This is a genomic window from Marinomonas sp. GJ51-14 (assembly GCF_055808695.1).
Genome location: NZ_CM147879.1, coordinates 2,625,983 through 2,651,573 on the forward strand (window position 1 = coordinate 2,625,983; position 25,591 = coordinate 2,651,573).

At 41.2% G+C, this 25,591-nt stretch carries 24 protein-coding genes and 1 tRNA gene; 14 read left to right on the forward strand and 11 right to left on the reverse strand.

Going from position 1 to position 25,591, the window contains the following annotated elements:
* Positions 1-184 precede the first annotated feature (184 nt).
* The 3 genes from AC0L3Y_RS12640 to AC0L3Y_RS12650 all read left to right on the forward strand — a co-directional run bounded on the left by AC0L3Y_RS12640 (position 185) and on the right by AC0L3Y_RS12650 (position 3,288).
* Positions 185-865 carry a response regulator transcription factor gene (locus tag AC0L3Y_RS12640; RefSeq protein ID WP_473463909.1) on the forward strand — a complete coding sequence of 227 codons (681 nt, stop codon included), beginning with the start codon at positions 185-187 and terminating at the stop codon, positions 863-865.
* The gene (locus AC0L3Y_RS12645; protein WP_473463914.1) at positions 862-2,118 is read left to right on the forward strand and encodes a sensor histidine kinase; all 1,257 of its coding nucleotides are present in this window, start codon (positions 862-864) and stop codon (positions 2,116-2,118) included. The genes AC0L3Y_RS12640 and AC0L3Y_RS12645 overlap by 4 nt, the downstream gene beginning before the upstream one ends.
* 168 nt (positions 2,119-2,286) lie before the next feature.
* Positions 2,287-3,288, forward strand: coding sequence for a pirin family protein (locus AC0L3Y_RS12650; RefSeq protein WP_473463919.1), 1,002 nt, complete (start codon positions 2,287-2,289; stop codon positions 3,286-3,288).
* Between the two features lie 9 nt (positions 3,289-3,297).
* Here AC0L3Y_RS12650 and AC0L3Y_RS12655 read toward each other — a convergent pair whose 3' ends face one another.
* Positions 3,298-3,774, reverse strand: coding sequence for a GtrA family protein (locus AC0L3Y_RS12655; RefSeq protein WP_473463923.1), 477 nt, complete (start codon positions 3,772-3,774; stop codon positions 3,298-3,300).
* Between the two features lie 181 nt (positions 3,775-3,955).
* On the opposite strand from AC0L3Y_RS12655, the gene AC0L3Y_RS12660 reads away from it, so the two are divergent.
* Positions 3,956-4,843: an EamA family transporter gene (locus AC0L3Y_RS12660; RefSeq protein WP_473463928.1), complete on the forward strand. Its 888-nt coding sequence runs from the start codon at positions 3,956-3,958 to the stop codon at positions 4,841-4,843.
* A 20-nt stretch (positions 4,844-4,863) separates the two neighbouring features.
* On the forward strand, positions 4,864-5,217 hold the full coding sequence (locus AC0L3Y_RS12665; protein WP_473463932.1) for a VOC family protein: 354 nt from the start codon (positions 4,864-4,866) through the stop codon (positions 5,215-5,217).
* 33 nt (positions 5,218-5,250) lie between these two features.
* Here AC0L3Y_RS12665 and AC0L3Y_RS12670 read toward each other — a convergent pair whose 3' ends face one another.
* Together AC0L3Y_RS12670 and AC0L3Y_RS12675 are read right to left on the reverse strand one after the other, a co-directional pair.
* Positions 5,251-5,448, reverse strand: a complete 198-nt coding sequence (locus AC0L3Y_RS12670) for a DUF2986 domain-containing protein (protein WP_473463936.1) — start codon at positions 5,446-5,448, stop codon at positions 5,251-5,253.
* A gap of 100 nt (positions 5,449-5,548) precedes the next feature.
* Positions 5,549-5,633: transfer RNA gene (locus AC0L3Y_RS12675), tRNA-Leu, on the reverse strand.
* Between the two features lie 158 nt (positions 5,634-5,791).
* Here AC0L3Y_RS12675 and queA point away from each other — a divergent pair.
* From queA to secF, 5 genes are all read left to right on the forward strand, one after another.
* A complete protein-coding gene (queA, locus tag AC0L3Y_RS12680; RefSeq protein WP_473463940.1) occupies positions 5,792-6,853 on the forward strand; it encodes a tRNA preQ1(34) S-adenosylmethionine ribosyltransferase-isomerase QueA in 1,062 nt (353 codons plus the stop codon).
* Positions 6,854-6,885: 32 nt separating this feature from the next.
* A complete protein-coding gene (gene tgt / locus AC0L3Y_RS12685; protein WP_473470626.1) occupies positions 6,886-8,004 on the forward strand; it encodes a tRNA guanosine(34) transglycosylase Tgt in 1,119 nt (372 codons plus the stop codon).
* A 70-nt stretch (positions 8,005-8,074) separates the two neighbouring features.
* A complete protein-coding gene (yajC, locus tag AC0L3Y_RS12690; protein WP_036163476.1) occupies positions 8,075-8,401 on the forward strand; it encodes a preprotein translocase subunit YajC in 327 nt (108 codons plus the stop codon).
* 89 nt (positions 8,402-8,490) lie between these two features.
* Positions 8,491-10,344 carry a protein translocase subunit SecD gene (secD, locus tag AC0L3Y_RS12695; RefSeq protein WP_473463947.1) on the forward strand — a complete coding sequence of 618 codons (1,854 nt, stop codon included), beginning with the start codon at positions 8,491-8,493 and terminating at the stop codon, positions 10,342-10,344.
* 9 nt (positions 10,345-10,353) lie between these two features.
* Complete coding sequence (secF, locus tag AC0L3Y_RS12700; protein WP_473463951.1) at positions 10,354-11,268, forward strand: protein translocase subunit SecF; 915 nt, start codon at positions 10,354-10,356, stop codon at positions 11,266-11,268.
* A 220-nt stretch (positions 11,269-11,488) separates the two neighbouring features.
* Here the strand turns inward: secF and AC0L3Y_RS12705 are convergent, their stop codons facing one another.
* Both AC0L3Y_RS12705 and AC0L3Y_RS12710 read right to left on the reverse strand, forming a co-directional pair.
* Positions 11,489-12,442 (reverse strand): LysR family transcriptional regulator, encoded by a 954-nt coding sequence (locus AC0L3Y_RS12705; RefSeq protein WP_473463954.1) that lies wholly within the window; start codon positions 12,440-12,442, stop codon positions 11,489-11,491.
* Positions 12,443-12,539: 97 nt separating this feature from the next.
* Positions 12,540-13,715: an AGE family epimerase/isomerase gene (locus AC0L3Y_RS12710; RefSeq protein ID WP_473463959.1), complete on the reverse strand. Its 1,176-nt coding sequence runs from the start codon at positions 13,713-13,715 to the stop codon at positions 12,540-12,542.
* Positions 13,716-13,901: 186 nt separating this feature from the next.
* Here AC0L3Y_RS12710 and AC0L3Y_RS12715 point away from each other — a divergent pair, with 186 nt between their 5' ends.
* Together AC0L3Y_RS12715 and AC0L3Y_RS12720 are read left to right on the forward strand one after the other, a co-directional pair.
* A complete protein-coding gene (locus AC0L3Y_RS12715; protein WP_473463963.1) occupies positions 13,902-15,131 on the forward strand; it encodes an ROK family protein in 1,230 nt (409 codons plus the stop codon).
* A gap of 39 nt (positions 15,132-15,170) precedes the next feature.
* On the forward strand, positions 15,171-16,685 hold the full coding sequence (locus AC0L3Y_RS12720) for a TyrR/PhhR family helix-turn-helix DNA-binding protein (protein WP_473463967.1): 1,515 nt from the start codon (positions 15,171-15,173) through the stop codon (positions 16,683-16,685).
* Positions 16,686-16,824: 139 nt separating this feature from the next.
* On the opposite strand, the gene AC0L3Y_RS12725 is transcribed toward AC0L3Y_RS12720, so the two are convergent.
* The 4 genes from AC0L3Y_RS12725 to AC0L3Y_RS12740 all read right to left on the reverse strand — a co-directional run bounded on the left by AC0L3Y_RS12725 (position 16,825) and on the right by AC0L3Y_RS12740 (position 19,798).
* On the reverse strand, positions 16,825-16,986 hold the full coding sequence (locus tag AC0L3Y_RS12725; protein ID WP_473463969.1) for a hypothetical protein: 162 nt from the start codon (positions 16,984-16,986) through the stop codon (positions 16,825-16,827).
* Between the two features lie 174 nt (positions 16,987-17,160).
* Positions 17,161-17,982, reverse strand: a complete 822-nt coding sequence (locus AC0L3Y_RS12730) for an HAD-IIB family hydrolase (RefSeq protein ID WP_473463973.1) — start codon at positions 17,980-17,982, stop codon at positions 17,161-17,163.
* A gap of 204 nt (positions 17,983-18,186) precedes the next feature.
* Positions 18,187-18,537 (reverse strand): HopJ type III effector protein, encoded by a 351-nt coding sequence (locus AC0L3Y_RS12735; RefSeq protein ID WP_473463978.1) that lies wholly within the window; start codon positions 18,535-18,537, stop codon positions 18,187-18,189.
* Between the two features lie 61 nt (positions 18,538-18,598).
* Complete coding sequence (locus AC0L3Y_RS12740) at positions 18,599-19,798, reverse strand: Bcr/CflA family multidrug efflux MFS transporter (protein ID WP_473463982.1); 1,200 nt, start codon at positions 19,796-19,798, stop codon at positions 18,599-18,601.
* A 286-nt stretch (positions 19,799-20,084) separates the two neighbouring features.
* Between AC0L3Y_RS12740 and AC0L3Y_RS12745 the strand changes: the two genes are divergently transcribed.
* The gene (locus AC0L3Y_RS12745) at positions 20,085-21,977 is read left to right on the forward strand and encodes an ABC transporter ATP-binding protein (protein ID WP_473463987.1); all 1,893 of its coding nucleotides are present in this window, start codon (positions 20,085-20,087) and stop codon (positions 21,975-21,977) included.
* Positions 21,978-22,022: 45 nt separating this feature from the next.
* Positions 22,023-22,352, forward strand: coding sequence for a DMT family transporter (locus tag AC0L3Y_RS12750; RefSeq protein ID WP_473463993.1), 330 nt, complete (start codon positions 22,023-22,025; stop codon positions 22,350-22,352).
* A 126-nt stretch (positions 22,353-22,478) separates the two neighbouring features.
* Here AC0L3Y_RS12750 and AC0L3Y_RS12755 read toward each other — a convergent pair whose 3' ends face one another.
* Positions 22,479-24,242 (reverse strand): alpha-amylase family glycosyl hydrolase, encoded by a 1,764-nt coding sequence (locus AC0L3Y_RS12755; protein WP_473463996.1) that lies wholly within the window; start codon positions 24,240-24,242, stop codon positions 22,479-22,481.
* A 115-nt stretch (positions 24,243-24,357) separates the two neighbouring features.
* Complete coding sequence (locus AC0L3Y_RS12760) at positions 24,358-25,584, reverse strand: glycosyltransferase family protein (RefSeq protein ID WP_473464003.1); 1,227 nt, start codon at positions 25,582-25,584, stop codon at positions 24,358-24,360.
* Positions 25,585-25,591 lie beyond the last annotated feature (7 nt).

Here is a 25,591-nt window from a genome sequence, read left to right on the forward strand (position 1 = left end):
AGAGTTCTCCTAACGCGGAAAAGGTTTATGGAGGCATCTTAAAAGTTGGTTTGTCGCAAAAAGGTGATTCACTTTTTTTTCATGTATTTATGGGACAATATGGCGTATTAAAAAGAGTGAATTATTTATTCTTAGTCGACAGTATTTGGCTGGCGATTTTTACGTAGTGGCAGCAGAGACAACTATGAAATTACTCTTAGTGGAAGACCATAAAGACATTGCCGGTATAATCTTTGATTACTTTGAAATCAAGGATTACGTTTTAGATTATGCGAGCAATGGCCTACAAGGTTATGAACTGGCTAAGACCGAGCATTATGACGCCATTATATTAGACGTGATGTTACCTAAAATGGATGGTTTGACAGTGTGTAAATCTTTGCGTGATGTTGGGGTTGATACACCAATATTGATGCTGACCGCACGGGATACTAAGGACGATATTCTGGCTGGTTTTGCGAATTTGGCTGATGACTATTTGGTTAAACCATTTGATTTAGAGATTCTAGATTCTCGATTACAAGCTTTAGTTAGACGACGTAAAGGCAGTGTGGCAAATCGTGTCTTAAGTTACGGTAATTTGTCTTTGGATATGAGTACACGAGTTTTGCAACGGGAAGGCAGTCGCTATTCATTAAACCCTTCCCAATACACTATTTTGAAATGTCTGATTCAGAAAGCACCAGATGTCGTATCCAAAGATGAAATTTGTGATGCCTTGTGGGGCGATGAAGAGCCAGACAGTAAAGTACTGCGCAGCCATATTTATCAATTACGCAGCCTGATTGATCGACCCTTTGAGCATGCTTATTTGAAAACGGTTTCCAAAGTTGGCTACCGCTTGATAGCGGAAGGTGAAGAATGAAGCGTATTAAAACGGCTAAGCAGCTGACCTTTACTTATTTTTCTATTGTTGCGTTTGCCATCATTGCGTTCCACTTTTCTATGTTTGAGTCTCTGATTGAAGATATAGAAATGATTTACGCTGAAAACCGTATGTTAAAAGATAAAAATACGGCAGTTAATTTACTAGAGGGCACAGATCTTACTTATATGGCTGTGCCACCATTTTCTGAGGCTTATGTTGGAAAAGACAATTTACCAGTAGGTGTTGTTCTAAATTCCAGAATGACAGATGACAAGCCTTATGAGTTGGATGAGGCATCAGAGACAAGTTTAGAAATGTTCTCTATGCGCTCTACTGTGATGTTAAACGGTGAGGAAAAAACACTGTATTTACTCCATTACGATGAAATTTATGAAACCAGCGAGAGTCAGATGTTCGAAACTCAGAGTACCCAGTTGGTGTTGTCTCTGTTGTTGCTGGTGGTAAGTTTGTGGGTTGTAATGCGTATATCAAATCGTTTGACTCACCCATTGTCTGAACTTTCAAGGAGCCTTGGAGAGAGAAGCCCTAGCAACCTTTCTGCGATCAAGTTACCAAATGGCGCGACAACAAGGGAGGTGCATCAGTTGGTAGAGCGCCTTAATGATTATCAAGATCAGATTCGTTCTTTGATTGAGCGTGAGCGGGCATTTAATCGTTATGCAAGTCATGAATTACGAACACCTCTGATGGTGATGAAGGGGGCGGTGACATTGATAGGAAAGTCCGACTCGAAAGGTTTTTTAGAGAGGCAGCGATTGCGTATGAATCAAGCCTGTCAGGAAATGGAAGACTATATCACCACCTTATTGTCATTAACCCGCGAAGATGATTTATCGACCATTCCCCAGCGTTCTGTTGAAGTAAGTGAACTGGAAAATATCCGCCAAATGCATTGGGGGTATTTATCGGGTAAATCTGTAGAAATAAAAATCATCAATGAAGGTCTGGTTGCTACTAAATTGCCTATTCCGACTTTAAATATCTTGATTGGAAATTTACTTAAAAATGCCTTGGCTTGTACAGATGAAGGTTGTGTGACTATGCTAATGTCAGATGGTGTAATTAGTATTATTGATACTGGTTGTGGTTTGAAGGGAAAGCCTGGTGGCGAAAGTTATGGTCTAGGGCTGATGATAGTTCGTGATATCTGTGCGAAATATCATTGTGAGTTTAGTCTATTTGATAATGATGACGAAGGCTGTACATCGAAAATTATTTTTCCTGTGTAAATTGATGGTGTTGGTTAGTAGGCATTTTTCGCTTTCTGAGAAAAAGACTCGTTTTTACTAGAAGTGTTTATTGGAAAAGTTGATAGGTTTGATCCAATAACAGCATAAATCAATTGTATAAGAGAGTGCTATGATGATTTCAATAGTGACGGATTTGTGGAGAAAGTGATGAGTGATTCTATTTTAAAACGTCTGCCGTTGGATATGTTTTGGCCAACCTTTGATCCTTTCTTATTTTGTGCATTTCATAATGATAAATACCCTAAAGGTGATGGCAATATGGGGCCTGCGTCATCTTTGGTGGGGCGTATGTTAGGCCAAGATTTTGTTGGTATGGATGGTTGGCGAATGTATCACGGGAAAAAGATTCCGGGCTTTCCTGCGCATCCCCATCGTGGTTTCGAAACGGTAACTATTGTTAATAAAGGTTGGGTTGATCATGCGGATTCTATGGGGGCCTCTGGTCGCTATGGTGAAGGTGATACTCAATGGATGACCGCAGGAGAGGGGATTCAACATTCAGAAATGTTTCCTTTGCTAAATGAAGAGGGCAATAATTTCCTTGAACTTTTTCAAGTTTGGTTGAACCTTCCTAGTAAAAATAAAATGGTTCCACCACATTTTGCTATGTTGTGGAATGAGGATACACCAATTGTTAAAGTGTTAGACACTAAAGGTAATGAGGTGTCTATTAAGGTGGTGGCAGGGACTTTGGATGATGTGATAGCAGCACCTTGCCCGCCTAATTCATGGGCTGCTGAGAATGACAGCCATGTGGCAATCTGGATAATCGATCTGCCTGAAAGTGGAGAATGGACATTGCCTGCCGCGGTTTCTGGGTTGAATCGAAGCCTTTATTTTTTCGAAGGTGAAAAGGTTGAGTTAGATGATGTGGAAGGCTCGATCAATGAAGCTTTTGTATTAAAAAGTGATGCCTGCGTAGTAATAAAAAACCTTGGTAAACAGGCTCGTTTTCTTATGCTACAAGGTCGTCCTATTGGTGAGCACGTTGAGCAGCATGGACCTTTTGTGATGAATACAAAAGCCGAACTACAACAAGCCTTTAATGACTATCAAGTGACGAAATTTGGTGGTTGGCCTTGGCCTCGTCATGATCAAGTGCATGATAAATCCGCTGAACGTTTTGCGGAATACGCTGATGAAAAGTGAAATGAAGTATTATGGTTTTATTAGTGTGTGATTAGAGAATATCCAGAAGCGGGCTAATAGATAGTTCGCTATCATTCCAATTAATACACCGGGAATCATAGCGAGATAAGGCCATAGTAAAGAAATAGTTGGATTGGATATCAAGGGTTGTAGGGTTAAGAATAAAACATAGCACCCCCAGTTTGGAATAAATGCCAAGATAGAGCTGCCGAGAAATTGCATCCACTGCAAAATGGCGGCTTTTTTATTGCTTACTTTATTATTTGTGGGGTGGATGAATGTGAAATGCCGGTTCCACCACCAATTTGAAGTGGCGGCGAACCAAAAAGCTAAGCCCCTAGCTACTGTGTGAGGTAGCCATAAAGAAAACATCAGCATACAGGATAAATCGATAAGAAAGCCGACACCGCCAACGATAGTGAAACGAATAAAACGATACTTTAAAACTGTATGATTAAAAAAGGTATTCTTTAAAGTTTTTTTCATGATGGTACTTTAAAAAAATAGGTGTCAAAAAAAGTGAAATAAATCGTTTATAAATAAAAGGAGCTTTCAAAGAATTCCTTTTAGGAATCTGAAATATGCTATTTATTCCTTTTACAAATATATCTCTTAGTCTCATGCTTACGCGGTTTCTTGTTTTAATTCTTTTTAGGATTTAGTCACTATGTGGATTTTCATTACGTTGTTTGCTGCAGCTTGCCAGTCTATTCGAACGGCGTATCAAAACACCTTGGCCCGTGATGCGGGATTTTTGCATGCCACTATGTCGCGTTCACTTTATGGTCTGCCTTTGGTGAGCGTATATTTATTAGTGTGTTATTTTATCTTTGGTTGGGTGTCACTGCCTGATGATGGTTCGTTTTGGCTCGCTGTTGGCGTCTGTACCATCGCTCAGATAATGGCGACGTATTTGATGCTAAGAGTTTTCCAATCTGGCAGTTTTGCTTTGGGTACCTTGTTGGCAAAAACGGAAGCGGTATTGGCAGCATTAATTGGCTTACCTTTACTGCATTATACGTTGACCTTAGGTTCTTGGTTGGGGATTGCATTGGGTGTGTTGGGCGCTTTGGTTATGAGTATAAAGTGGAAGAATTTAAAGTTGGTTCATAAAGATACATCGTTAATTTTTGGCTTGGGTAGTGGTTTATGTTTTGCCATCACATCAGTCAGTGCTTCCATGGCAAGTCATACTTTAAATGGTTCTATTATTACCAGTGCTGGAGTAACGCTTTGGTGTGTGTTTGCATTTCAATCTGTGATTCTGTGCAGTATTCAGATTATTAAAAGCAAAGACTTACTGGCACCGTTTCGTCATAGCTTAGGTTTGAGTGTGAAGGTGGGAGTGTTGAGTTCTTTGGGCTCTATTGCTTGGTTCACTGGATTTGCTCTTGTGAATCCAGCTTTGGTCAAAACCCTAGGGCAGCTAGAGGTATTGGGCGCCTTGTATTATTCGAAACGACGCTTTGCTGAAAGTATCAGTAAACAGCAGTGGGTTGGCGGAGCTATGATAGTACTTAGTGTTATCTTAATTGTTACATCAACTATTAAATAGAGTCGGTTAGGGAAAAGTGTATGACATCCAATAAAATTAATTATGTGGAATTACCAGCCCGTGATTTGGCTTTAAATAAGGCATTTTTTAGTCGGGTATTTGGTTGGGGGTTTAAAGATTACGGTCCTGAATATACAGCATTCGAAAATGCCGGTTTAGATGGTGGTTTTTTTCAAGCGAATTTTTGTTCACGACCACAGACAGGCGCCGCTTTGATTGTTTTATTCAGTGATAATTTGGAAGTAACTTTGAGTGACGTTAAATCAGCTGGTGGAACCATAGAGCAGGAAATATTTGAGTTTCCTGGTGGTCGCCGATTTCATTTTCTAGACCCATGCGGAAATGAATGGGCTGTTTGGAGTAAGCTGAGTTAATTCAGCTTTTTTATTAGGTTATTAGAGAGCTAACTAAGCCTTGTTTTCTTCTGTGCTTTCTATTGATGACGGTGCTGTATCGATTGTTGATTCAGTTGCGGCATCAGCTTCCATTTTCGCGCGCTCAGCTTTTGAAATATATTTAGGCTTTGCTTTTTTGGGATTTGCTTTCAATGTGGCTTGCTTATTACGTTTAGTCAGAATGTCTTTAATCTTTTTGCGACGGTTCATATGTGTTCCTAAATGATTTAATGGTCTGTTGTAATGTCCAAGAAGGTCATTCAAGGAACGAAAAAAAAGCCCTGATCTCAGATCAGGGCTTTTTTTATGTTGGTACCAGTAGGCGGACTCGAACCGCCACACCCGAAGGCAACGGATTTTGAATCCGTCGTGTCTACCAATTCCACCACACTGGCCTTGAAAAAGGTGAGGCGTATTCTAGGGCAATTTAAAGATAAGTCAACGGGTGGAGGTGTTATTTTTTATCTTTTTAAGATGATGCCTCTTGGAAGTACCTTTTTACGTGGATTTTCGCTAAAATGCCGGGTCGTTTTTTCTAGGTAGTTTTCTTTTCATGCTCGTTTCCGATTATCACTTTGATTTACCTGATTCGTTAATCGCGAATTATCCAACGCCAGATAGAACGGCTAGTCGACTGTTGCATCTTGATGGCCCAAGCGGTGAGCTTGCCCATCGTCAATTTCCTGATGTGTTGGACTTGGTTCAGCCCGGTGATTTGATGGTGTTTAACAACACTCGAGTTATTCCTGCCCGTGTATTTGGTCAGAAAGAATCAGGTGGTAAAGTTGAGATCTTGGTAGAGCGTGTCATTGGTACTAATGAGGCGTTGGCTCATGTTCGTGCCAGTAAATCTCCGAAGGAAAACACTAAGCTATTTTTAGGACAAGACAAGGGAGAGCAAATTGAAGCGACTATGATTGGTCGCTCTGGTGCTTTATTCCATCTTGTCTTCGCTGAGCCTGTGCTGGATGTTTTGTCGCGTGTTGGTCACATGCCTTTACCGCCTTACATAGAAAGACCTGATGAAGAAAGTGATCAGGAACGTTACCAAACAGTTTATAATCAAAAACCAGGTGCTGTTGCTGCTCCGACGGCAGGTTTGCATTTTGATGATAAGCTACTAGAAAAGCTAAAGGCAAAAGGTGTTGAAACAGCCTTTGTTACATTGCATGTTGGCGCGGGAACCTTTCAGCCAATGAAGGTAGAAAATGTGAAAGATCACATTATGCATGCTGAATATGTCGAAGTAGAACAGAGCGTCGTGGATCAAGTGAAAGCAACGAAAGCTCGCGGCGGTCGAGTTATTGCTGTCGGCACAACCAGTGTTCGTAGTCTTGAATCAGCAAGTCAGAGTGGTGAAATTGCACCGATGAAGGATGATACAAGTATTTTTATCTATCCAGGTTATGAATTTAAAACAGTAGATGCTTTGGTGACAAACTTTCATCTGCCTGAATCAACTCTGATTATGTTGATTAGTGCGTTTGCTGGATACGACCATGTTATGGCAGCTTACCAAGCTGCAGTTGAACAGAAGTACCGATTTTTTAGTTATGGCGATGCCATGTTTATTACACGAAATGCGCAGGCTAAAGGCCCGCAAAGTGAGGAATAAGACGAATGTCTGATAAGCGTCCAGAATGTTTTATGGATTTTGAACTTCACACGACATCAGGAAAGGCGCGTCGTGCAACCTTGACCTTTCCACGAGGTAAAGTTGAAACGCCAGCGTTTATGCCTGTAGGAACCTACGGCACAGTGAAGGGTATGTTGACCAAAGACATCGAAGAAATCGGTGCGGATATTATTTTGGGTAATACGTTTCATTTGTGGCTTCGTCCAGGTACTGAGGTGATTAAAGCTCATGGCGATTTGCATGACTTTACCCAATGGAAAAAGCCTATCTTGACTGACTCTGGTGGCTTTCAAGTGTTCTCTTTGGGAGAGATGCGTAAGATCACAGAAGAAGGCGTAAGCTTTCGTTCTCCCATCAATGGTTCTAAAGTGTTTTTGAGCCCAGAAATTTCAATGCAGGTTCAAAGAGATCTTGGTTCTGATATTGTAATGATTTTTGATGAATGTACGCCTCATCCTGCAACAACAGAAGTAGCCGCGACATCGATGCGTAGAAGTTTACGTTGGGCGAAACGCTCTAAAGATGAGCATGGAGATAACCCTTCTGCTTTGTTTGGTATCATTCAAGGTAGTATGTACGAAAACCTGCGAGATGAGTCTTTAGAAGGTTTGGTTGATATTGGCTTTGATGGTTACGCAATCGGTGGTCTCTCTGTTGGCGAACCAAAAGAAGAAATGATGAAGGTGTTGGATCATACAACACCGAAAATGCCTGAAGACAGACCTCGTTATTTAATGGGTGTGGGCAAACCTGAAGATTTAGTGGAGGGTGTACGTCGCGGCGTTGATATGTTCGACTGTGTTATGCCAACACGAAATGCACGTAATGGTCACTTGTTCACATCGGACGGTGTTGTGCGTATTCGTAACTCTCAATATCGTCATGATGTTGGCCCTTTAGATAAAGAATGTGATTGCTACACTTGTAAAAACTTTTCTCGGTCTTATCTACATCATTTGGATAAGTGTCAGGAAATGGTTGGTGCGCAATTAAATACCATTCATAACTTACGTTATTACCAAACACTCATGGCGGGATTGCGTAAGGCGCTCGATGAAGGTAAATTTGACGCCTTTGTTGATGAGTTTTATGCAAAGCGTGGCTTAGAAACGCCTGCTTTGAGTGAATAATAAACAAAAATAAGCGAATCCCTTTATTTAGGGGTCGCAACAGTTTCATAAACCATTGGAGAGTTAGCACATGATCGCATTGATCTCACCAGCTTACGCTGAAGGCGGCGCAGCTGCAGACGGAGGTATTTTTAATTTAGTACTTCTTGCAGGTTTCGTTGTTATTTTTTACTTCCTTATGTGGCGTCCACAGGCGAAGCGTACGAAAGAGCATAAAAACTTGATCGCTTCCCTAGCTAAAGGCACTGAAGTAGTAACAGGTGGCGGTGTACTAGGTAAAGTATCTAAAGTAGATGATAACTATGTTGTACTTGAAGTGGCTGAAGGCGTTGAAATGAAATTTCAAAAAGCGTCTGTTGCTGCAGTACTTCCTAAAGGAACGTTAAAGTCAATTTAACCTTCTTAGAAAAGCGCCTCTGTTCCTAAACAGCTGGCGCTTTTCTTCTTTATCGATCCATTTAATTTTTTAGGTGTAAAGGATTTTTCATGCTTAACAAGTACCCCTTGTGGAAGTATTTGCTAATTCTTCTTGTTTTGGCTTTGGGGCTACTCTATGCCTTCCCAAACCTTTATCCGGATGATCCAGCTCTACAACTATCTGCCCAAAAAACAACCACTGTTGTTGACGAGCAAACGCTACAACAAGCTAAAAACGCGCTCGCAAAAGCAAATATAGAATTAAAAGAAGCAGAGCTTACCTCTGCTGGCGGTACCTTACGTTTTAATAGCGGTGAGGACCAATTAGCGGCTAAACCTGTTGTTGCTGCCGCATTGGGTGAGAATTTTGTTACAGCACTTAATTTAGTTCCTACTACGCCAGACTGGTTGTCTTCTCTAGGCGCAGGACCTGCAAAATTAGGTCTTGATTTACGTGGTGGTGTTCACTTTTTGTTAGAGGTTGATACGCCAGCAGCACTGAAGCAGCGTCTTGAAGTGACTTCAAGCGAGATGAAAGCAGCATTGCGCTCAGATCGTATTCGTTACCGTAGTGTGACTGTTGAAGATGGCGTGCTTTCTATTCGTTTCCTACAAGAAGCGGATTTGTCTTTGGCTGAAAACTTGTTGGAAGATGATTTCCCTGAATATCGCTACGACACTCGTCAAGAGGGTAGTGACTTTTACTTGGATGTTGCTTTTACTGAAGCAGCGACAAAAGAAATCGAAGCTTATGCATTACAGCAGAACTTAACGACGCTGCGAAATCGTGTAAACGAGTTAGGTGTTGCTGAGCCATTGGTGCAGCGCCAAGGCAGTAATCGGATTGTGGTTGAGTTGCCAGGTGTACAAGATACAGCAGCAGCGAAACGTATTATCGGTGCAACGGCTAACTTAGAGTTCCATTTGGAAGCTGGCTTAGACGATAACGGTGCGGATGTTGAAACATTAACTTTCCGTGACGGCAGTGGTCGTACAGCTCGTTTAGAACGTGATCTTATTATCACTGGTGACAGTGTTTCTGACGCGAGTTCATCATTTGATGAAAACGGTCAGCCTCAAGTTAATATCAGCCTAGACGCCAAAGGCGGCAAGCAAATGAGTAAGGTTACTCGTTCTGCGGTCGGTCGTAATATGGGGGTTGTGTTTATTGAGCATAAATCTCGTAGCCGCTTTGTCGAAAATGAAGAAGGCAAAATGGAAGAGGTGCGTCGAAGCTACAGTGAGAAAGGTATTATCTCATTGGCGACAATCCAAACGACGCTTGGTAATTCATTCCGTATTACGGGTTTAGACAGCCCACGTGAATCTTCTGAATTGGCTTTATTACTTCGTGCTGGTGCTTTGGCTGCACCGATCTACTTTGTGGAAGAGCGAACTATAGGTCCGAGCTTGGGTGCTGAAAACATCAAATTGGGTGTGAGCTCTGCGCAAATCGGTCTATTGGTCGTAATGCTGTTTATGTTGCTTTACTACAAGGTATTTGGTCTTTTTGCGAATGTGTCTCTGGCTTTAAATATCATTTTACTTATGGCTTGTATGTCTTTGCTTTCAGCAACACTTACTCTGCCAGGTATTGCAGGTATCGTATTGACCATGGGTATGGCGGTGGATGCAAACGTGTTGATTTTCTCAAGAATAAAGGAGGAATTAGCAAACGGTGTGCCGAGTCAGCAAGCAATACATTCTGGCTTTAACCGTGCCTTTACGACAATTTTCGATGCCAATATCACAACCTTATTGGTCGCTGTTATTCTGTTTGCTGTAGGTACAGGGCCAGTTAAAGGCTTCGCCGTGACATTGTCACTGGGTATTATTACTTCGATGTTTACGGCGATTGTAGTGACTCGTGCACAAGTTAACCTTGTGTATGGCGGCCGTAAAAACAAGAAACTGTACATTTAGGAGAAAGCCATGAAAGTGACAAATATTCCATTTATGGCTTTGCGTAAAGTCGTTGCTATTTTTTCGATTGCGCTGATCCTGATATCTATTGGTTCTTTGGCAACAAAGGGTTTACAGTTTGGTCTAGATTTTACAGGTGGTACTCTAGTTGAGGTGGCTTATAAAGATGCACCTAAACTGGATGACGTCCGTGAATTACTAGCTCAAAGTGGTTACGACGATGTTGTTGTGCAGAGTTTCGGTTCGCCTACTGATATCGTTGTTCGTATGGCAAACTCTTATACAGCAACATTAGGTGATGAGGTGCTTACGACACTACAAGACAGCGGTGCTGCTCAGGTTTCTCTGCAGCGTTCTGAATTTGTAGGGGCTCAAGTTGGTGAAGAACTACGTGAGCAGGGCGGCTTAGGTATGCTTCTCGCGTTGATTATCGTTATGCTTTATGTCGCAGTGCGTTTTCAGTTTAAGTTCTCTGTAGCTTCTGTCATCGCTTTGACCCATGATGTAATCATTACATTAGGCTTCTTCTCCATATTTGAAGTTGAGTTTGACCTTACTGTGCTTGCTGCTTTGCTTGCTGTTGTGGGTTACTCCCTTAACGATACGATCGTAGTATGTGACCGTATTCGTGAAAACTTCCGAATTATGCGAGACACGACACCTTACGACTTGATCAACGAATCTATCAACCAAACTTTAGGTCGTACATTGATTACGTCTTTAACAACTTTGTTTGTATTGGTTGTGTTGTTTGTAGCGGGTGGGGAAGCCATTCATAATTTCTCTATGGCCCTGCTGGTTGGTATTGTCATTGGTACATACTCTTCCATCTTCGTCGCGGCAAATTTATTGCTTGCTTTGGATGTGAAAAGAGAAGACTTGGTGCCAACACCGAAAGAAGAGTTTGAAGACGATTTACCTTAAGTGGTTTTCATGCTGCTGCTTTTATATTTGTAGCGTCAATCAATTAGAAGGTTTGCTTGATGTAGTGTAAGTAGACTTAAATTGCTGATAACCCCTAGTATTATTTACTAGGGGTTATTTTTTTTGGGAGAAATAATAGTTTTTAAGGGAAAGGGGTAATAAAAAATCCCCGCCGTTTGGTGAGGATTATTTGGTTGTGGTTTGTTGGTGACTTAATGAATTACAGGTTGTTGTTTTCAGCAATAGTTCTTGCACAACCCGCAATGGTAGAGCGTAGCCAAATATGGCCTGGATCATGTTGTAATAAGGGACTCCACAGCATTTTTAATTCCACTGGCGGAATATCGAATGGTGGAGGTAACACGACAACATTTTCATTGTCTTTCATTAAGCGTGTAGCTAAAGAAGGTAGGGTTGCAATTAGTCCTAACTGTTCGGTTGCTCGCATGGCGACATTATAGTTACGAGTAAACAGACGAATGTTACGTTTGAAGCCTAAATCAGCCAAAGAACCATCTACCCAACCTAATTTTTGAACTTCTTCTGGTTGAATACCGACACCAACACCGAAACCAGTTTTACTGACCCAAACATGGGGGGAAGCAAGGTAGGTTTCTAAATTGAAGTTTTTAGCAAGATCGGAATTGGCTGGAACAAGGCAAGAAAAATGGTCGACCCAAACAGACTTTTGGTGGAATGACTGCGGCAGGGTTTCAAAGCGGTTGATAACTAAATCAACCTTGCCTTTTTCTACGTCATGAAAACTCACATCACTTGGGTTCATAACGTCTAAAATGACATTTGGTGCTTCGTTTTGTAGTTTCTCCATCAAAGGAGGAATGAGTGTAGCCTCAGCGTAATCACTTGCCATAATCCGAAATACACGAGAGCTAGATTCTGCTTCGAAGCTTTGGCCCAGGTGTAAGACTTCATCAACAGCCTGAAGAATACTTTGCACTCGTGGCTGTAATTGAATCGCAAGTGCCGTTGGCATCATACCATCGCTGGTTCTTACTAATAGCGGATCATGAAATAAATCTCGTAAACGTCGTAGGCCATTGCTCATTGCTGGCTGCGTGATACCGAGCTGGTTTGCGGCGTGAGTAACATTTTGCTCCCGTAGTAAGGAGTCTAAATAACGAAGTAAATTGAGGTCTATTTTGTCTAACTGCATAAAGTAAGGGGCCCGTTTCCACTAGCGTAGGGGCTGCATCATACTGTATTTTGACAGTGAATAGAATGACAGCCCCTAATTCTGTAACGGATTAAGGTTATTTAGTGAGTAAGCTTATCACTTCATAGCAGGCGCCCATGGTGTGATAGTCTGTTTTGCCAGCAGGGCTTTTGTTGTCATCGAATGCTTTATTGTCTTGAGTAAGAATCCGGAACCAAGCGCCATATTGATGATCTATCATGTGTGACCAGCTGTATTGCCAAAGGGCGTCATATTTATCCCAGTAATGTTCTTCTTGAGTCATGACTGCTAATAAGGCTGCAGCGGCAAAAGATTCTGCTTGAACCCAGAAGTATTTGTCGCCGTCACAGATTTCACCTTTTGTGTCGTAGCCATAACAAAGCCCACCATTATCCTTGTCCCAAGATTTATCCCAAGCTTGATCAAAGAGTTTTTTCGCAGTTGGAATCAACCAATCAAGTGGTGATCTTTGGTGAATTAGCAGTAATAATTTAGCCCATTCGGTTTGATGGCCCGGTTGAAAGCCCCAAGGACGGAATAAATGTTTAGGGTCGTGTTTGTTGTAATCCCAATCAACTTGCCAGTTCTCGGTGTAGTGTTCCCAGATCTCGCCATTAGCAAGCTCTGCTTGGCGAAGACAAATATGTTCAGCTAGTAAGGTTGCACGTTCTAAGTAGTGATCTTCTTGTGTCGCATCGTAGGCAGCAAGAAGGGCTTCACAGGTGTGCATGTTAGCATTTTGACCTCGATATGCGGATATCTGTTGCCAGTTTCCAGATATTTCATCCTGGTATAGGCCGGCATTTGAATCCCAAAAATGTTGCTCCATCAAATCAAATGTTTCTTTGATCCAAGGCTTAGCTTCTTCTACACCAGCTTTGTAGGCCGTAGCATAAACGAGTAATACAAAAGCCAATCCATAGCAGTGATTAGTTTCATCAAGGTTTTGGTCTTTATTTAGTAGCCAAACGTAGCCGCCATTTTCTCGACGATGACGTGTTCGCAAGTATTCCAAACCATGTCGAGTTGCATCTAAATAAGCAGGATTCCCTTCGGCTTCATAGGCTTTGGCGTAATTGAAAACAAAACGAGTGCTGCTTACAAGATGTCGAGTATCCTTGTCGTAAATATCGCCATTGTCTTTGAAAAATTGAAAGTAGCCACCTTCTGGGTCGATGCAATGCGGGTGATAAAAATTCATTGTTGATTGAATGTGTTTTTTTAGGAACTCAGGTGATTGAAACGCTGGCATGTTTTGTCCTTCATTGTTGGCTTTACTTTCTTTGTTGCTATAGAAAGTTAAATACAGAAAGCCTCGTTATTTTTATTGATACTTTTTTGATCGTCATTTCATGATAATGAGGTTATAGTTTTAAATCAATTAGATTTATTAAATACAAGTGGTTAGTTTACAGACTCCAAAATAGAGTAGGGTTATATGAAGTCATCAGGCAGTACCTCTGAGCAAAGCCGTATCTACAATGAACGAATTATTCTTCATCTGGTGAGACAGTATCCTGAAATTTCTCGAGTGAGCATTGCTGAATCCACAGGCTTAAGTGCTCAGACAATTTCAGTCATTACTTCTTCATTACTGGAGCGACAACTTCTTTGTGTCACTGGTAAAGTGAAAGGTCGTCGTGGACAACCTTCTATCAAGTTAAGTATCAATAAAAAAGGAGCTTATGGGCTAGGCATTAATGTCGATCGGGATCATATTAGTGCGGCTCTGTTAGATTTTAGTGGTGCTTGTGTTTTGTTGTTAGAACGCTCTGTTTCTTTTCCTTCCGAGGCGTTAGCCAAAAGCATTGCTCAAGACTTAATTGAAGAAGTAAAAAATACACTGGGAGATGATTGGAATAAGATTCAAGGTATTGGGTTTGCTAAGCCGGACTATATGGATTCTTGGCTTGATACACTGGTAACAGATTCAACCCAGAGAGCTGATCTAAATGCTTTAAAAGCGGCATTGGAGTATTGGCAGTCAGATGCTTTTGAGATTTGGTTAGCTGACTTTACTGGTATGCACTGCTTCTATCAAAACGATGCTGTTGCGGCTGCTACCAGTGAATTGTTATTGGGGGATTCTCCTCAGCGTCACTTTTTTTATCTTTTTGTTAGTACCGCTTGTGGTGGTAGTTTTGTTGCAAATGGCGAATGTTATTCCGGTGGTCATGGCAAGGCCGGTAGCTTTGGCTTGATTCCTTCTGCCTCAGGGAAGCACGGCAAATGGATTCTAGAAGCTTTATCGCTCTCTTCATTACGACGTTTCTTTGCTGTAAATCAGATTGATTTCCCAGAATCAGAGGAGGCATGGTTAGGCGATGAATACGCAAGATTAATTGATATATGGGCAAAAGAAGTCTCGGCAGAAGTAAAATATGCGTTAGCTTCTGTGATTGCCTTATATGATCCCGAAGCAATTCTAATTGGTGGGCGTTTACCTGAAGCGGTTTTAAAGGTGCTTATTCACCATATCGAATTGACCTTAAAATCCCACAGCATGTTGCCTGTACCCATGATTCGAATTGCTCAAACCAGCTATACTGCAGGGGTTTTAGGGGCGGCTGTTTTGCCTCTTTACGAAACCTTTGCTCCGCAGCAAAACCTATTGTTGCTTAGCTCAAAAGTGAAAGGCTCAAAAGTGAAAGGCTCAAAAGAAAAATAGCCTCCCTTTAATGATTGATGTTAAACGTCTGGGAAAAACATGAGATTAGAAATACAGTGTGAAGATCGAATCGGCATGATACGGGAAATTCTCGATTTGTTTATTCCTCATCAAATCGATATGCGCCTAGTAGAAGTGGATTCGAAGCGGCGTTGTATTTATTGTGGTTTTTCAGATATCCCTTTTTCTCAGTTACAGCGTTTATTGGCGGAGATTCGTCGATTAGATAGTGTAGAAGATGTTAAAACTGTTATGTTTACACCATTCGAGCGTGAGCATAACTCGCTTTATACATTATTAGAGGCTTTACCAGACGGCGTTATTTCAATTGATCTGAAAGGTAATATCACCATGGTGACAGAACTTGCTGCAGAGGATTTAAATACTTCTGCCGCGAATTTACTCCACAAGCCTTTGTCGTCGATTATCAAAGGCATTAGCTTTTCTAAAGAAACATGGGCCAATCCTCAAGAAGGAATCAGCAAACGCATTAGGGTTCGTAATAAAGCCTTGTTACTTGAAATGAAACCTATTTTTGTGTGTGATGACGATGGTGTTGAAAACCCTGCCGGAACGGTGATTTACTTAAAATCGGAATTACGTCTTGATAGACAAACTGCGAGTTTGAAGCAAGCGCCGAATGCCGAAAATCATTTAGAAACCTACTTTCAACCAAGCGTAATTCAAAGTGCAGCTATGGCGCGCACTTTAACTGCTGCTAAAGCCTTTGCTGAAGCAACCATGCCCTTGTTTGTTCAAGGTGAAGTTGGTACTGGTAAACGGGATTTTATCGAAGCCTTGTTCCAATATTGGTATAAACACCAAGCAGACAGAGACGCTCAACTTGTGATTCGTCATGCCAGAGAGCTAACTCAAGCAGATATTGTGGCATTGGATAAAGCGTCTGGCTGGTTTGTTATAGAGGGCATCGAATGCCTAGAGGAATCGGTACAAATGGATTTGGCTAATTGGCTAAGTCGCCAGCCAAGTTCCGCTTCTAGTTTTAATCCATCTGTGCGCTTAGTTAGCATTTCTTCATTAGACGCGAAAACCTTATCCAGCGGAAATGTATTATCTGATGGTAGAGGCTTACATAAAGGGCTTTACTTTTCTTTGGCGACGTTAGTTTTGTCCATGCCTTCATTGCGAGAAAGAAAAGAAGACATTGAAGGATTGGTTCAGCAAATCGTGTTAGCACAATCTGAGCGGTATCGATTGCCAACACCTTCGATTTCAAAAGGCGCACTTGTTAAGTTGAGCTTGTATTCTTGGCCGGGAAACTTGAAAGAGCTACAAAACTGTTGTCTACAAACCTTATTAGCTGTGAAAAAAACAGAGTGGCAAGCCAATGACATACACTTGGTCGATTGTGATCATTCGGCAAACTTTGAGCTGATTAATGGTTCCTTGGATGAAACCATGAAGCAGTGGGAAGCGAAATTGCTCATGCAGTTGTATCCACAGTTTCCGAGTACACGGCGTTTAGCGAAAGCGGTTGGAATGAGTCACAGCGCGATAGCGAATAAACTTAAGGAATATGGCATTAGTACTTAACAGCTAAATTCACTGGAAGTAAAAGCAAAAGGGTAAGGTAGAACTGAAAATGCCAGATTGAAGCAGAAGTTCAATCTGGCAAATAGAAAGAAGCGACCTTATTGATTAAGAGTCACGTCGAAAATAAATGAAAGCGGTATTAGTAAGGGCGTTTCTGGCGAGGCGCAAGGCGTCGTTTTTGTTCACGCTCAATTTTAATAGGCTGCAGCTTTGTTTTAGGCTGATTAACTTGTTTCTGGATATTGGCTACCAAGAAAGCAATAACCGCACAAGCAGCTACGAACAGTAAAAATTCAAACATGGCGTTTCTCCAAACTAATTATTATTGTAACAATCATGGTTTATTATGATTGTTGGGTAAAGTCACATTTTGTAACGGCGCGTTTCTTAAAGTTTTCTTTAAGCTTATTGAAAATAATCAGTTACCTTTTTAATAATGGGGGAGGCTGATCAAAAAACAACCCTTCACTATAGATTAAAGGTCATATCGTTTTCGTAAGTACCTTGCGACACCATCTTCATCGTGATGACCAATGACATTGGTTGCCGCTTCTTTTACATGAGTTGAAGCGTTTTCCATGGCAAAGGCTTCATCAGCCGTACCGAACATGGAAAGGTCATTATCACCATCCCCAAACACTAGCATCCTTTCGGCACCAATTTCATCCTTTAGTTCCTTCAATGCAGAGCCTTTACACACATTGCTATGATGTATGTCTAACCAATAGGCATCAGGATTGTAAATTCCACCTCCAGAGTATGCAGTTAGGTGCTCGTGCTTATGACTTTCTTGAATGATGTTATCGATCAAACTAGGGTTTCCCATGGCGCTGATATTAGTAATTCTGGCATCGTGAGAGAGCTCAGCTAAAGGGTGAAGGCTCATGTGTTTATGATTACCTAATTCGTTCGCGATATGGTCGCTCATATGCCCATTTAATGGTGCGTGGAAAACACGGTGGGAACCATCGTTTTCTAAGCAAAAAATGAAAGGAGTCACCTGATTTTCTTCAAAAGCAGAAAGAAGGTCTGTAATGTGACTTTGAGATAGTAGGCTTCTATGGCGATATTGGCTGCTTTCGGGATGCCACCATTCCACACCGTTTTTGAAAATTTGCCAGTTAGGAAAGTCATGACCTTGGATACAAGGCATAGCCGCAAAATGAGTTCGGCCAGTGGCAACCGTATAAAATATCCCTGCGGATTTTAAACGTTCGAGTGTCTCTATTGTATATTCAGAAAGGCGTTGATGTTTGTTGAGTAGAGTACCGTCTAGATCAAATGCGACTAATTCCATAACTACCTCATATTTATGGTGTTTGGCACTATCGCACTTTGTGCGTAGTGAATTCAACCGCTGGAGATCATTTAACCAAAGGGGCGATTGGGAAAGATGAAGGATTAACTTGTTTTGAAAAGATAGACTGCAGTATTTATAGATGACTGTAGCCTGTATTTTATGTCTATACGACTTGTATTTATACTATTCCAGATTATGGAATTAGTGCTTTCCTACCAAAGCAGGGGAACTGAAAGAAACACCAGACCAGCCATTCAAAATAAATTGACGAATGTTTTGGTGATCGCTTGCTTCAGGATTTTCAAGAACATCAATACGATAGAAATCACCAAACAAATGCAGGGTTTCTGCTTCTGTTAATTGGTTAATTGTGGCAAAGGAAAAAATCTTACAAGAACCATTGTTTTCGTTTACCGCATTATTCTGCTGGCCATTAAGAAAAGCTGTTGGTGTAAAGTCGTATTCACGTTCAATGACGTCGATAACTTCTTTAAATTGAACTTGTTCTGGTGACTGTTTGATTTTTTCTATAAGTGTTTGTGTACTTAACATTGGAACTCCAAATTTTGATAAAAATACTTATACAGATTCTTTCTATGTCTTGGTATCAGATTTAAGCTTCTTTTAATGCGTTTTTGTTCACGTAAAAGGTCGTCACTTTAAAACAGATAAAGGCGATGATTCCACAGGTGGCAATAGTGGTTAGCATAGGCACAAAAGTATCGTCATGGAAAATACTAACAATTGCGCCGCCTAATGCACCAAAGGCAAACCGAGATGTTCCTGCCAAGGCTGTTACGCTGCCATTGTGGTTACCTGCATGATTAAGTGCGCCGGCCATCAATCCACTGCCTAGAATTCCCATAGGCCCCATAAATAATGTGCTCGTTATGATGATTAATATTAATGGTGGATTTTCAAAAAAGGTAAGTATCAACATACATAATGATGCGGTAAGCGGGATGTAAAAAGCGTATTTTGACATAACTTCTGTACCGAGTTTTTCTACATAACGACTGTTTATCGTTGATGCAATCATCATGGCAACGACGTTTACTCCCACTAGAAAACCAAAATACGCAGGATCAACACCATAGAACTCAATATAGACAAAAGATGCGCCAGTAATAAAGCTCATCATGCCGCCAAAATAAAAAGCAGAGGCGGCGAGGTAACCCACTACTAATTTATTTTTAAGCAGAATATGGTAGTTACGAATAGCATTACCAAAGGAAAAAGGCGTACGTTTTTCAATGGGTAATGTTTCAGGGATGGTTCGTAGAAATAACACCATAGCCAAAATAGCCATGACACTTAATAAAACGAAAATATAATGCCAGCTCCAAATAGTTAAAATGGCGCCACCAAGAATCGGTGCGATTAACGGAGCGATAGCCATCACTAACATTACCATCGACATGGTTTTTGCAAACTGGTTAACCGACATACCGTCTTTTACTAATGCCGGAACACATACCGCAACGGCTGCACCACCAAGAGCTTGTACTGCTCGGCCAATAAGCAGAATTTCATAATTTTGCGCCAATGCGCATACTAGACTACCTAATGCGTAAACGGCTAAACCACCAACAATTACTGAGCGTCGACCTAAGGCATCGGAAATAGGTCCGAAGAGGATTTGCATAAAGGCAAATACTAATAAATACATACTTACCGTCATTTGTATTAGATCAGTATTTGTATTCAGTTCTTCGGATATTGTAGGAAGGCTGGGTAAATAAGCATCAATAGCTAATGGCGTGAGTCCGGCCAATAGTCCGAGAACTAAAATAATAGAGAAAGTAGGCTTCATTATGGTCGCTTATTAAAAAAGAGTGAGTCGGATTTTATTAGAATAAAAGTAAAACAGTCTTAAATTATAATAGTTTTGAACTCCATTAGCAGAATAAATTATGCAAACACTAAGTAAAGAGGCTGGATCATTTTATGGACCCTATCTTTTCTGGTTTTCAATTATAGAACGTGTTTCAATTTCGCCTCTTGTTTTAGTCTATTGTGGGTTTATATTGAGTCCGACAGGCTGTTATATTTTCTTACCGATTTTTGCAGTTCAGCGTTAAGGTTTAATAAGGAATATTATGTTACGTTTTTTTGAAAAGTGGGTGTCAGCTTATCCTGATATTGAAGCCGTCCAAGCGCCAAAAACGTTATTTGCGTTTTGTCGTTATTATTCAAAAGGTGTTGAGCTTCCACTCTTTCTGATGTCTCTTTTAACCGCAACGATTGCCATACTGGAAGTCGCATTGTTCAGTTTTATGGGGCAATTGGTTGATTGGCTAATTAACAAAGACCCGGATGCTTTTTTTGCAGAAGAAGGTTCTCACCTTCTATGGATGTCTTTGATGATTCTTGTCGCCATGCCTTTGGTGACTTTTGTGCATTCGGCCATTATTCATCAAACGCTATTGGGCAACTACCCAATGCGAATTCGCTGGTTGTCTCATCATTATATTTTGCGCCAAAGTATGTCGTTTTTTCAGGATGAATTTGCAGGGCGTATTTCGACCAAAATAATGCAAACTTCTTTGGCTGTTCGTGAAACGGTTATGAAGTTATTGGATGTTTTGGTTTACATTGGAGTGTATTTTATTTCCATGGTGGTTTTGATCGCGAACGCGGATTATCGCCTTATGTTGCCAATGTTGGGTTGGCTTGTTTGTTATGTGTTGTTGCAAATGTATTTTGTTCCAAAACTTAAAAAAGTATCAGCCGAGCAAGCTGATGCACGTTCAACCATGACAGGTCGAGTTGTTGATAGTTACAGCAACATTTCCACGGTGAAGCTTTTTTCCCATCACAGTCGGGAAGCGGAATACGCAAAAGACGGCATGGACGGTTTTTTGCAAACAGTGCATAAGCAAATGCGTTTAGTAACCTGCTTAAGTGTTGGTGTCCAGACCTGTAATTATGTATTGACCTTTGTGATAGCGGCTTTATCTATTTGGCTATGGACTGACAGTATCATCAGTATTGGAGCCATCGCTATTGCGGTTAGTTTAGCTCTTAGATTAAACGGTATGTCCCAGTGGATTATGTGGGAAGTCAGTGCCTTGTTTGAAAACATAGGTATGGTAAACGACGGCATGAAAACCCTTTCTCAACCGATTGAAATAGAAGACAAACCAAATGCTCCAGCATTGAAAGTGTCGAAAGGTACTATCGATTACGATACCGTTAATTTCCACTATGGAAAGACCAATGCCAAGGTTATTGAAAATCTTGTGTTGTCTATCAAGGCAGGTGAAAAAGTCGGTTTAGTTGGTCGCTCTGGGGCGGGTAAATCAACCATAGTGAACTTGTTAATGCGTTTTCATGATATTGAATCTGGGCAAATTCGTATTGATGGACAAGATATTAGTGCGGTTAAACAAGACTCATTGCGTGCGCAAATCGGTATGGTGACGCAAGACACCTCTTTATTGCATAGAACGGTTAGGGAAAATTTGTTGTATGGGCGCCCAGATGCAACCGAAGAAGAAATGATTGCCGCTGCGAAAAAAGCTGAAGCTCATGAATTTATTCAAACCTTAACTGATCCATTTGGTAATTCAGGTTACGATGCTATGGTCGGCGAACGAGGTATTAAACTGTCAGGTGGTCAGCGTCAACGTATCGCCATTGCCCGTGTCCTACTAAAAGACGCACCTTTGCTTATTTTGGATGAAGCAACATCAGCACTGGATTCTGAAGTAGAAGCCGCAATACAAGACAGTTTGTATAAATTAATGCAAGGTAAAACCGTTATTGCCATTGCTCACCGTCTTTCTACGATTGCTGCGATGGACCGTTTGATAGTCTTGGATAAAGGTCACATAGTAGAACAGGGTAGTCATGAAGAGCTGATCAAACAATCTGGTATTTACGCATCACTTTGGGCGCATCAAACCGGTGGTTTTTTAGCGGAAGATATTGATCTTGAGGAGGCTGACCTTGATAACATCGGCCCAAGCGTCGATGTCGAAAAAGACTGAAAGCTTTTATAAAGCGCTTTTATAAACCAAAGAGTGAGAGAGTAGATGGTATATTTTCTTTTATTTTTAGCCATATTAGCTGAAGTGATTGCGACAACTGCATTGAAAGCGTCGGACTCTTTTACCAAGTTAGGCCCAAGTGTACTTCTTGTGCTGGGTTATGGGGTGTCTTTTTACCTGTTAACCATTGTTATGCGCTCAATGCCAACAGGCGTAACTTACGCAATTTGGTCTGGTTTAGGTGTTGTTTTGATTTCTATCTTTGGTTATTTATTTGCTAACGAGAAATTGGATGCGGCGGCTTGTATTGGTATTTCTTTGATCGTCGCAGGGGTTGTGGTGATCAATGTGTTTTCCAAAACCGTCAGTCATTGATATAGCTGAATTAAGTTTTAGCGAGTCGAAGCTTAACCTTGTTATAAAACATGACTTTTTAGAGTACATAAAAAAACGCCCTTAGTATTTAGAGTCTAAGTGCGTTTTTTTTGTTTTCAGATGAGGTTAACTGGTTTTGTTTTTACCTTTCTTATTCGCAAGCCAAACGAACTGATAGGGCATTAAAGTGACCTTGCCTAAGTGATCTTCATAGACTTGTTCTGACACAAGATCCGTCCAATCGTCTGTTGCAATTAAGTTCAGCTCCGAAAGATTAAAGCTCTGTGGTTGATCCGTCATATTATAGACAGCGAATAAACTTTGTCTCCTGTCTAAACTCTGACGCCAGAAGGCAAATAAATTTTCGCCCATGTGCAAAATGTATTGTGTTGCATTTGGATGGAAAGCTGGTTGTGCTCGGCGAATCTGAGTGAGTTTAGTGACACTTTGAAAGACTTTTTGATGATGCGTATTGGTATTCAGTGCATGATCTAAGTCTTCCATATCCCAAATGTGGCGATTGATGGAACGAAAGTGTCCAGTGTTCGCTACACGTTCCATGTCGTTTTCAGTTCCAAATAAGCTGTGAATGTATAAGGCAGGAACGCCTTCTAATGCCATCATCACGCCAGTAGCACATAGGAAACGAGCAAACTGCCATTGATCTGGCCCTTGTTGAGCCGAACCAGACAAGGCGTTCCAAAGACTGATGTTTATCTCATAAGGTTTAGACTCGCCTTGTGGCGTAGTACGAGCGCTAAGCTTACCGCCAAAACGCTTCATGGTATTAATCAGCGTTTCCAGTTCCCATTCAGTTAGCAAACCTTCTGTAGGTCGCAAGCCGATCCCATCGTGAGAAGCCAAAAAGTTTAAATAAGTCGTGCCTTGTTGAGCTGGCGGCATACTCATTAGCCATTGTTTTAAATGGCTGCAATTGCCTGTTACCAAGCTGTTAATTAATAGTGGTGGTAAAGAGAAGTTGTAAATCAAATGGGCTTCGTTGGCGTTACCAAAATAGGTTAAGTTCTCTTGGTTCGGAATATTGGTTTCCGTAATGATCACAGATTCTGGCGCGTAATGTTCAATCATGAGCCGCAATAAACGGATCATTTCATGGGTTTGCGGTAAGTTAATAGAGCTAGTGCCCGGGATTTTCCAAAGGAAAGCGACAGCGTCTAGGCGAAACCAACGAATACCTTTTTCAAGGTACAAACGGATGATTCTTAGAAACTCCAAAAGTACTTCAGGGTTCTCGAAATTTAAATCTATCTGGTCATGACTAAAGGTACACCAAACGTGTTTTTCACCATTTTTGGTCTGCACTTCACGTAATAGAGGGGATGTTCTAGGGCGAACAACAGCACTTAAATCTGCATTTGGGTCCGCTTCATAAAAGAAAGACGCACCCGGATCAACACCCGCTTTGAAATTTTCAAACCACATGCTTCGGCTTGAACAATGGTTAATAACCAAGTCGCCCATGACTTTAAAGTCTTTCGATAAGTTAGAGACATGGTCCCATTTACCACAAGATGGATTGACCGTGGTGTAGTCCATGACGCTGAAACCATCGTCCGAACTGTAGGGGAAAAATGGCAGTAAATGCACAGCAGAAATCGAGTCGGATAATTTGTTTTTAACAAACTTATGCAGCGTTTCTAAAGGCGCTTCATCATCATTTTTGCTGCGTAACGTGTCTGCATAGGTGATTAACATAATGTCAGACTGATCCCATATATTTCTATGGGGGCGGGGTGCTTCTGTCATTGGGTCTAAATGAAAGGTAGCTAAGCATTTCTTAGCAAGCTCTACATTATCTAGGTTGGGATAAAGCAATTGCAAATGGGCGATGAGTCGCTGTTCCAGGTGCGACAAAGGTACATTTTCCATATTCACCTACCTTTCTTATTTAATGAGTAAAAAACAACGAGCCTAAATCTAACTTAATGAGAAAAAGGCCGTTGCTTATCGATTTTTATAGCGTTATTCATTTCGCCCTGACTTTTTATTTAGGGCCAAACTCTGCCATATCCAATTCAACGGCTTGTGATAGCTGTGTCATCACACCTGGAAATGCGCTTTGTACGCGGTTCCAGCTAGGAATGAAAGGTGTTTCCATTGGGTTATCTAAATACTGTTCACCCGCTTTCATAATGTTACTTGCGAATAATTCTACCGCTTGTTCTTCGGAATGAACGTCTAGTTTGAGGCCATTGATTTCGGCATCGTTACGGTAGGTTTCAATAAAATCCAAAGCCACACGGTAATAGGTCGCTTTAATCGTACGGAATGTTTCGTGATTAAAAATCGTTCCGTTTGTCGCCAGTTTTCGGAAAATTGCTTTGGTTATGTCGATCGACATTTTAGACAAACCACCATCGTCGTTATCAGCCGATAGATCTTGGTGTTTATGGTCATAAATGTCAGCAATATCCACCTGACATAAGCGGTTGGTTGAATAGTTACGGTACATTTCACTCAATACACCAATTTCTAAGCCCCAATCACTTGGAATGCGTAAGTCCGTCATAACATCGCGGCGGAAAGAAAACTCACCAGCCAATGGATAACGGTAGCTGTCTAGGTAATCCAAATAATCGAGCTGACCAAATACCTTTTTCAATGAATAAAGCAATGGGGTAACTAACAAACGACTGACGCGACCATTCATTTTGCCATTGGCAGCACGGGCATAGAAACCCTTACAGAATTCATAGTTAAAGTTTGGATTAGCAACTGGGTAAATAAGACGCGCTAATAGTTCGCGATCATAGGTAACAATGTCACAGTCATGCATGGCGATGGATTCCGCTTTACCCGCGGCTAAGTTGTAACCCATACAGAACCATACATTTCGACCTTTACCCGGATCAGATGGTGACAAATGCTCACCTTTCAAAACACTGTCGATGGCTCTTAAACGCGGGCCGTCATTCCACAGTACCTTGTAGTTTTGTGGTAAAACACTGAAGAACTCTAACGCGTGTTTGTATTGCTCTTCTGTTGCTCTGTCTAATCCGATAATGATTTCAGATAGATAAGGAACTTGTTGTAAATGTTTAAGGATATTTGGCATGGCGTCTGTTTCTAATTCGGAATACAGACAAGGAAGAATCAAAGACATTGGGCGGGTTTTAGCGAATTCGCACAGCTCTTTTTCCATTTCTTCTAGTGGGCGATGTGCCAAATTATGAAGTGTGGTGATGATACCGTTTTGATGAAAGTCACCCATAAAATTC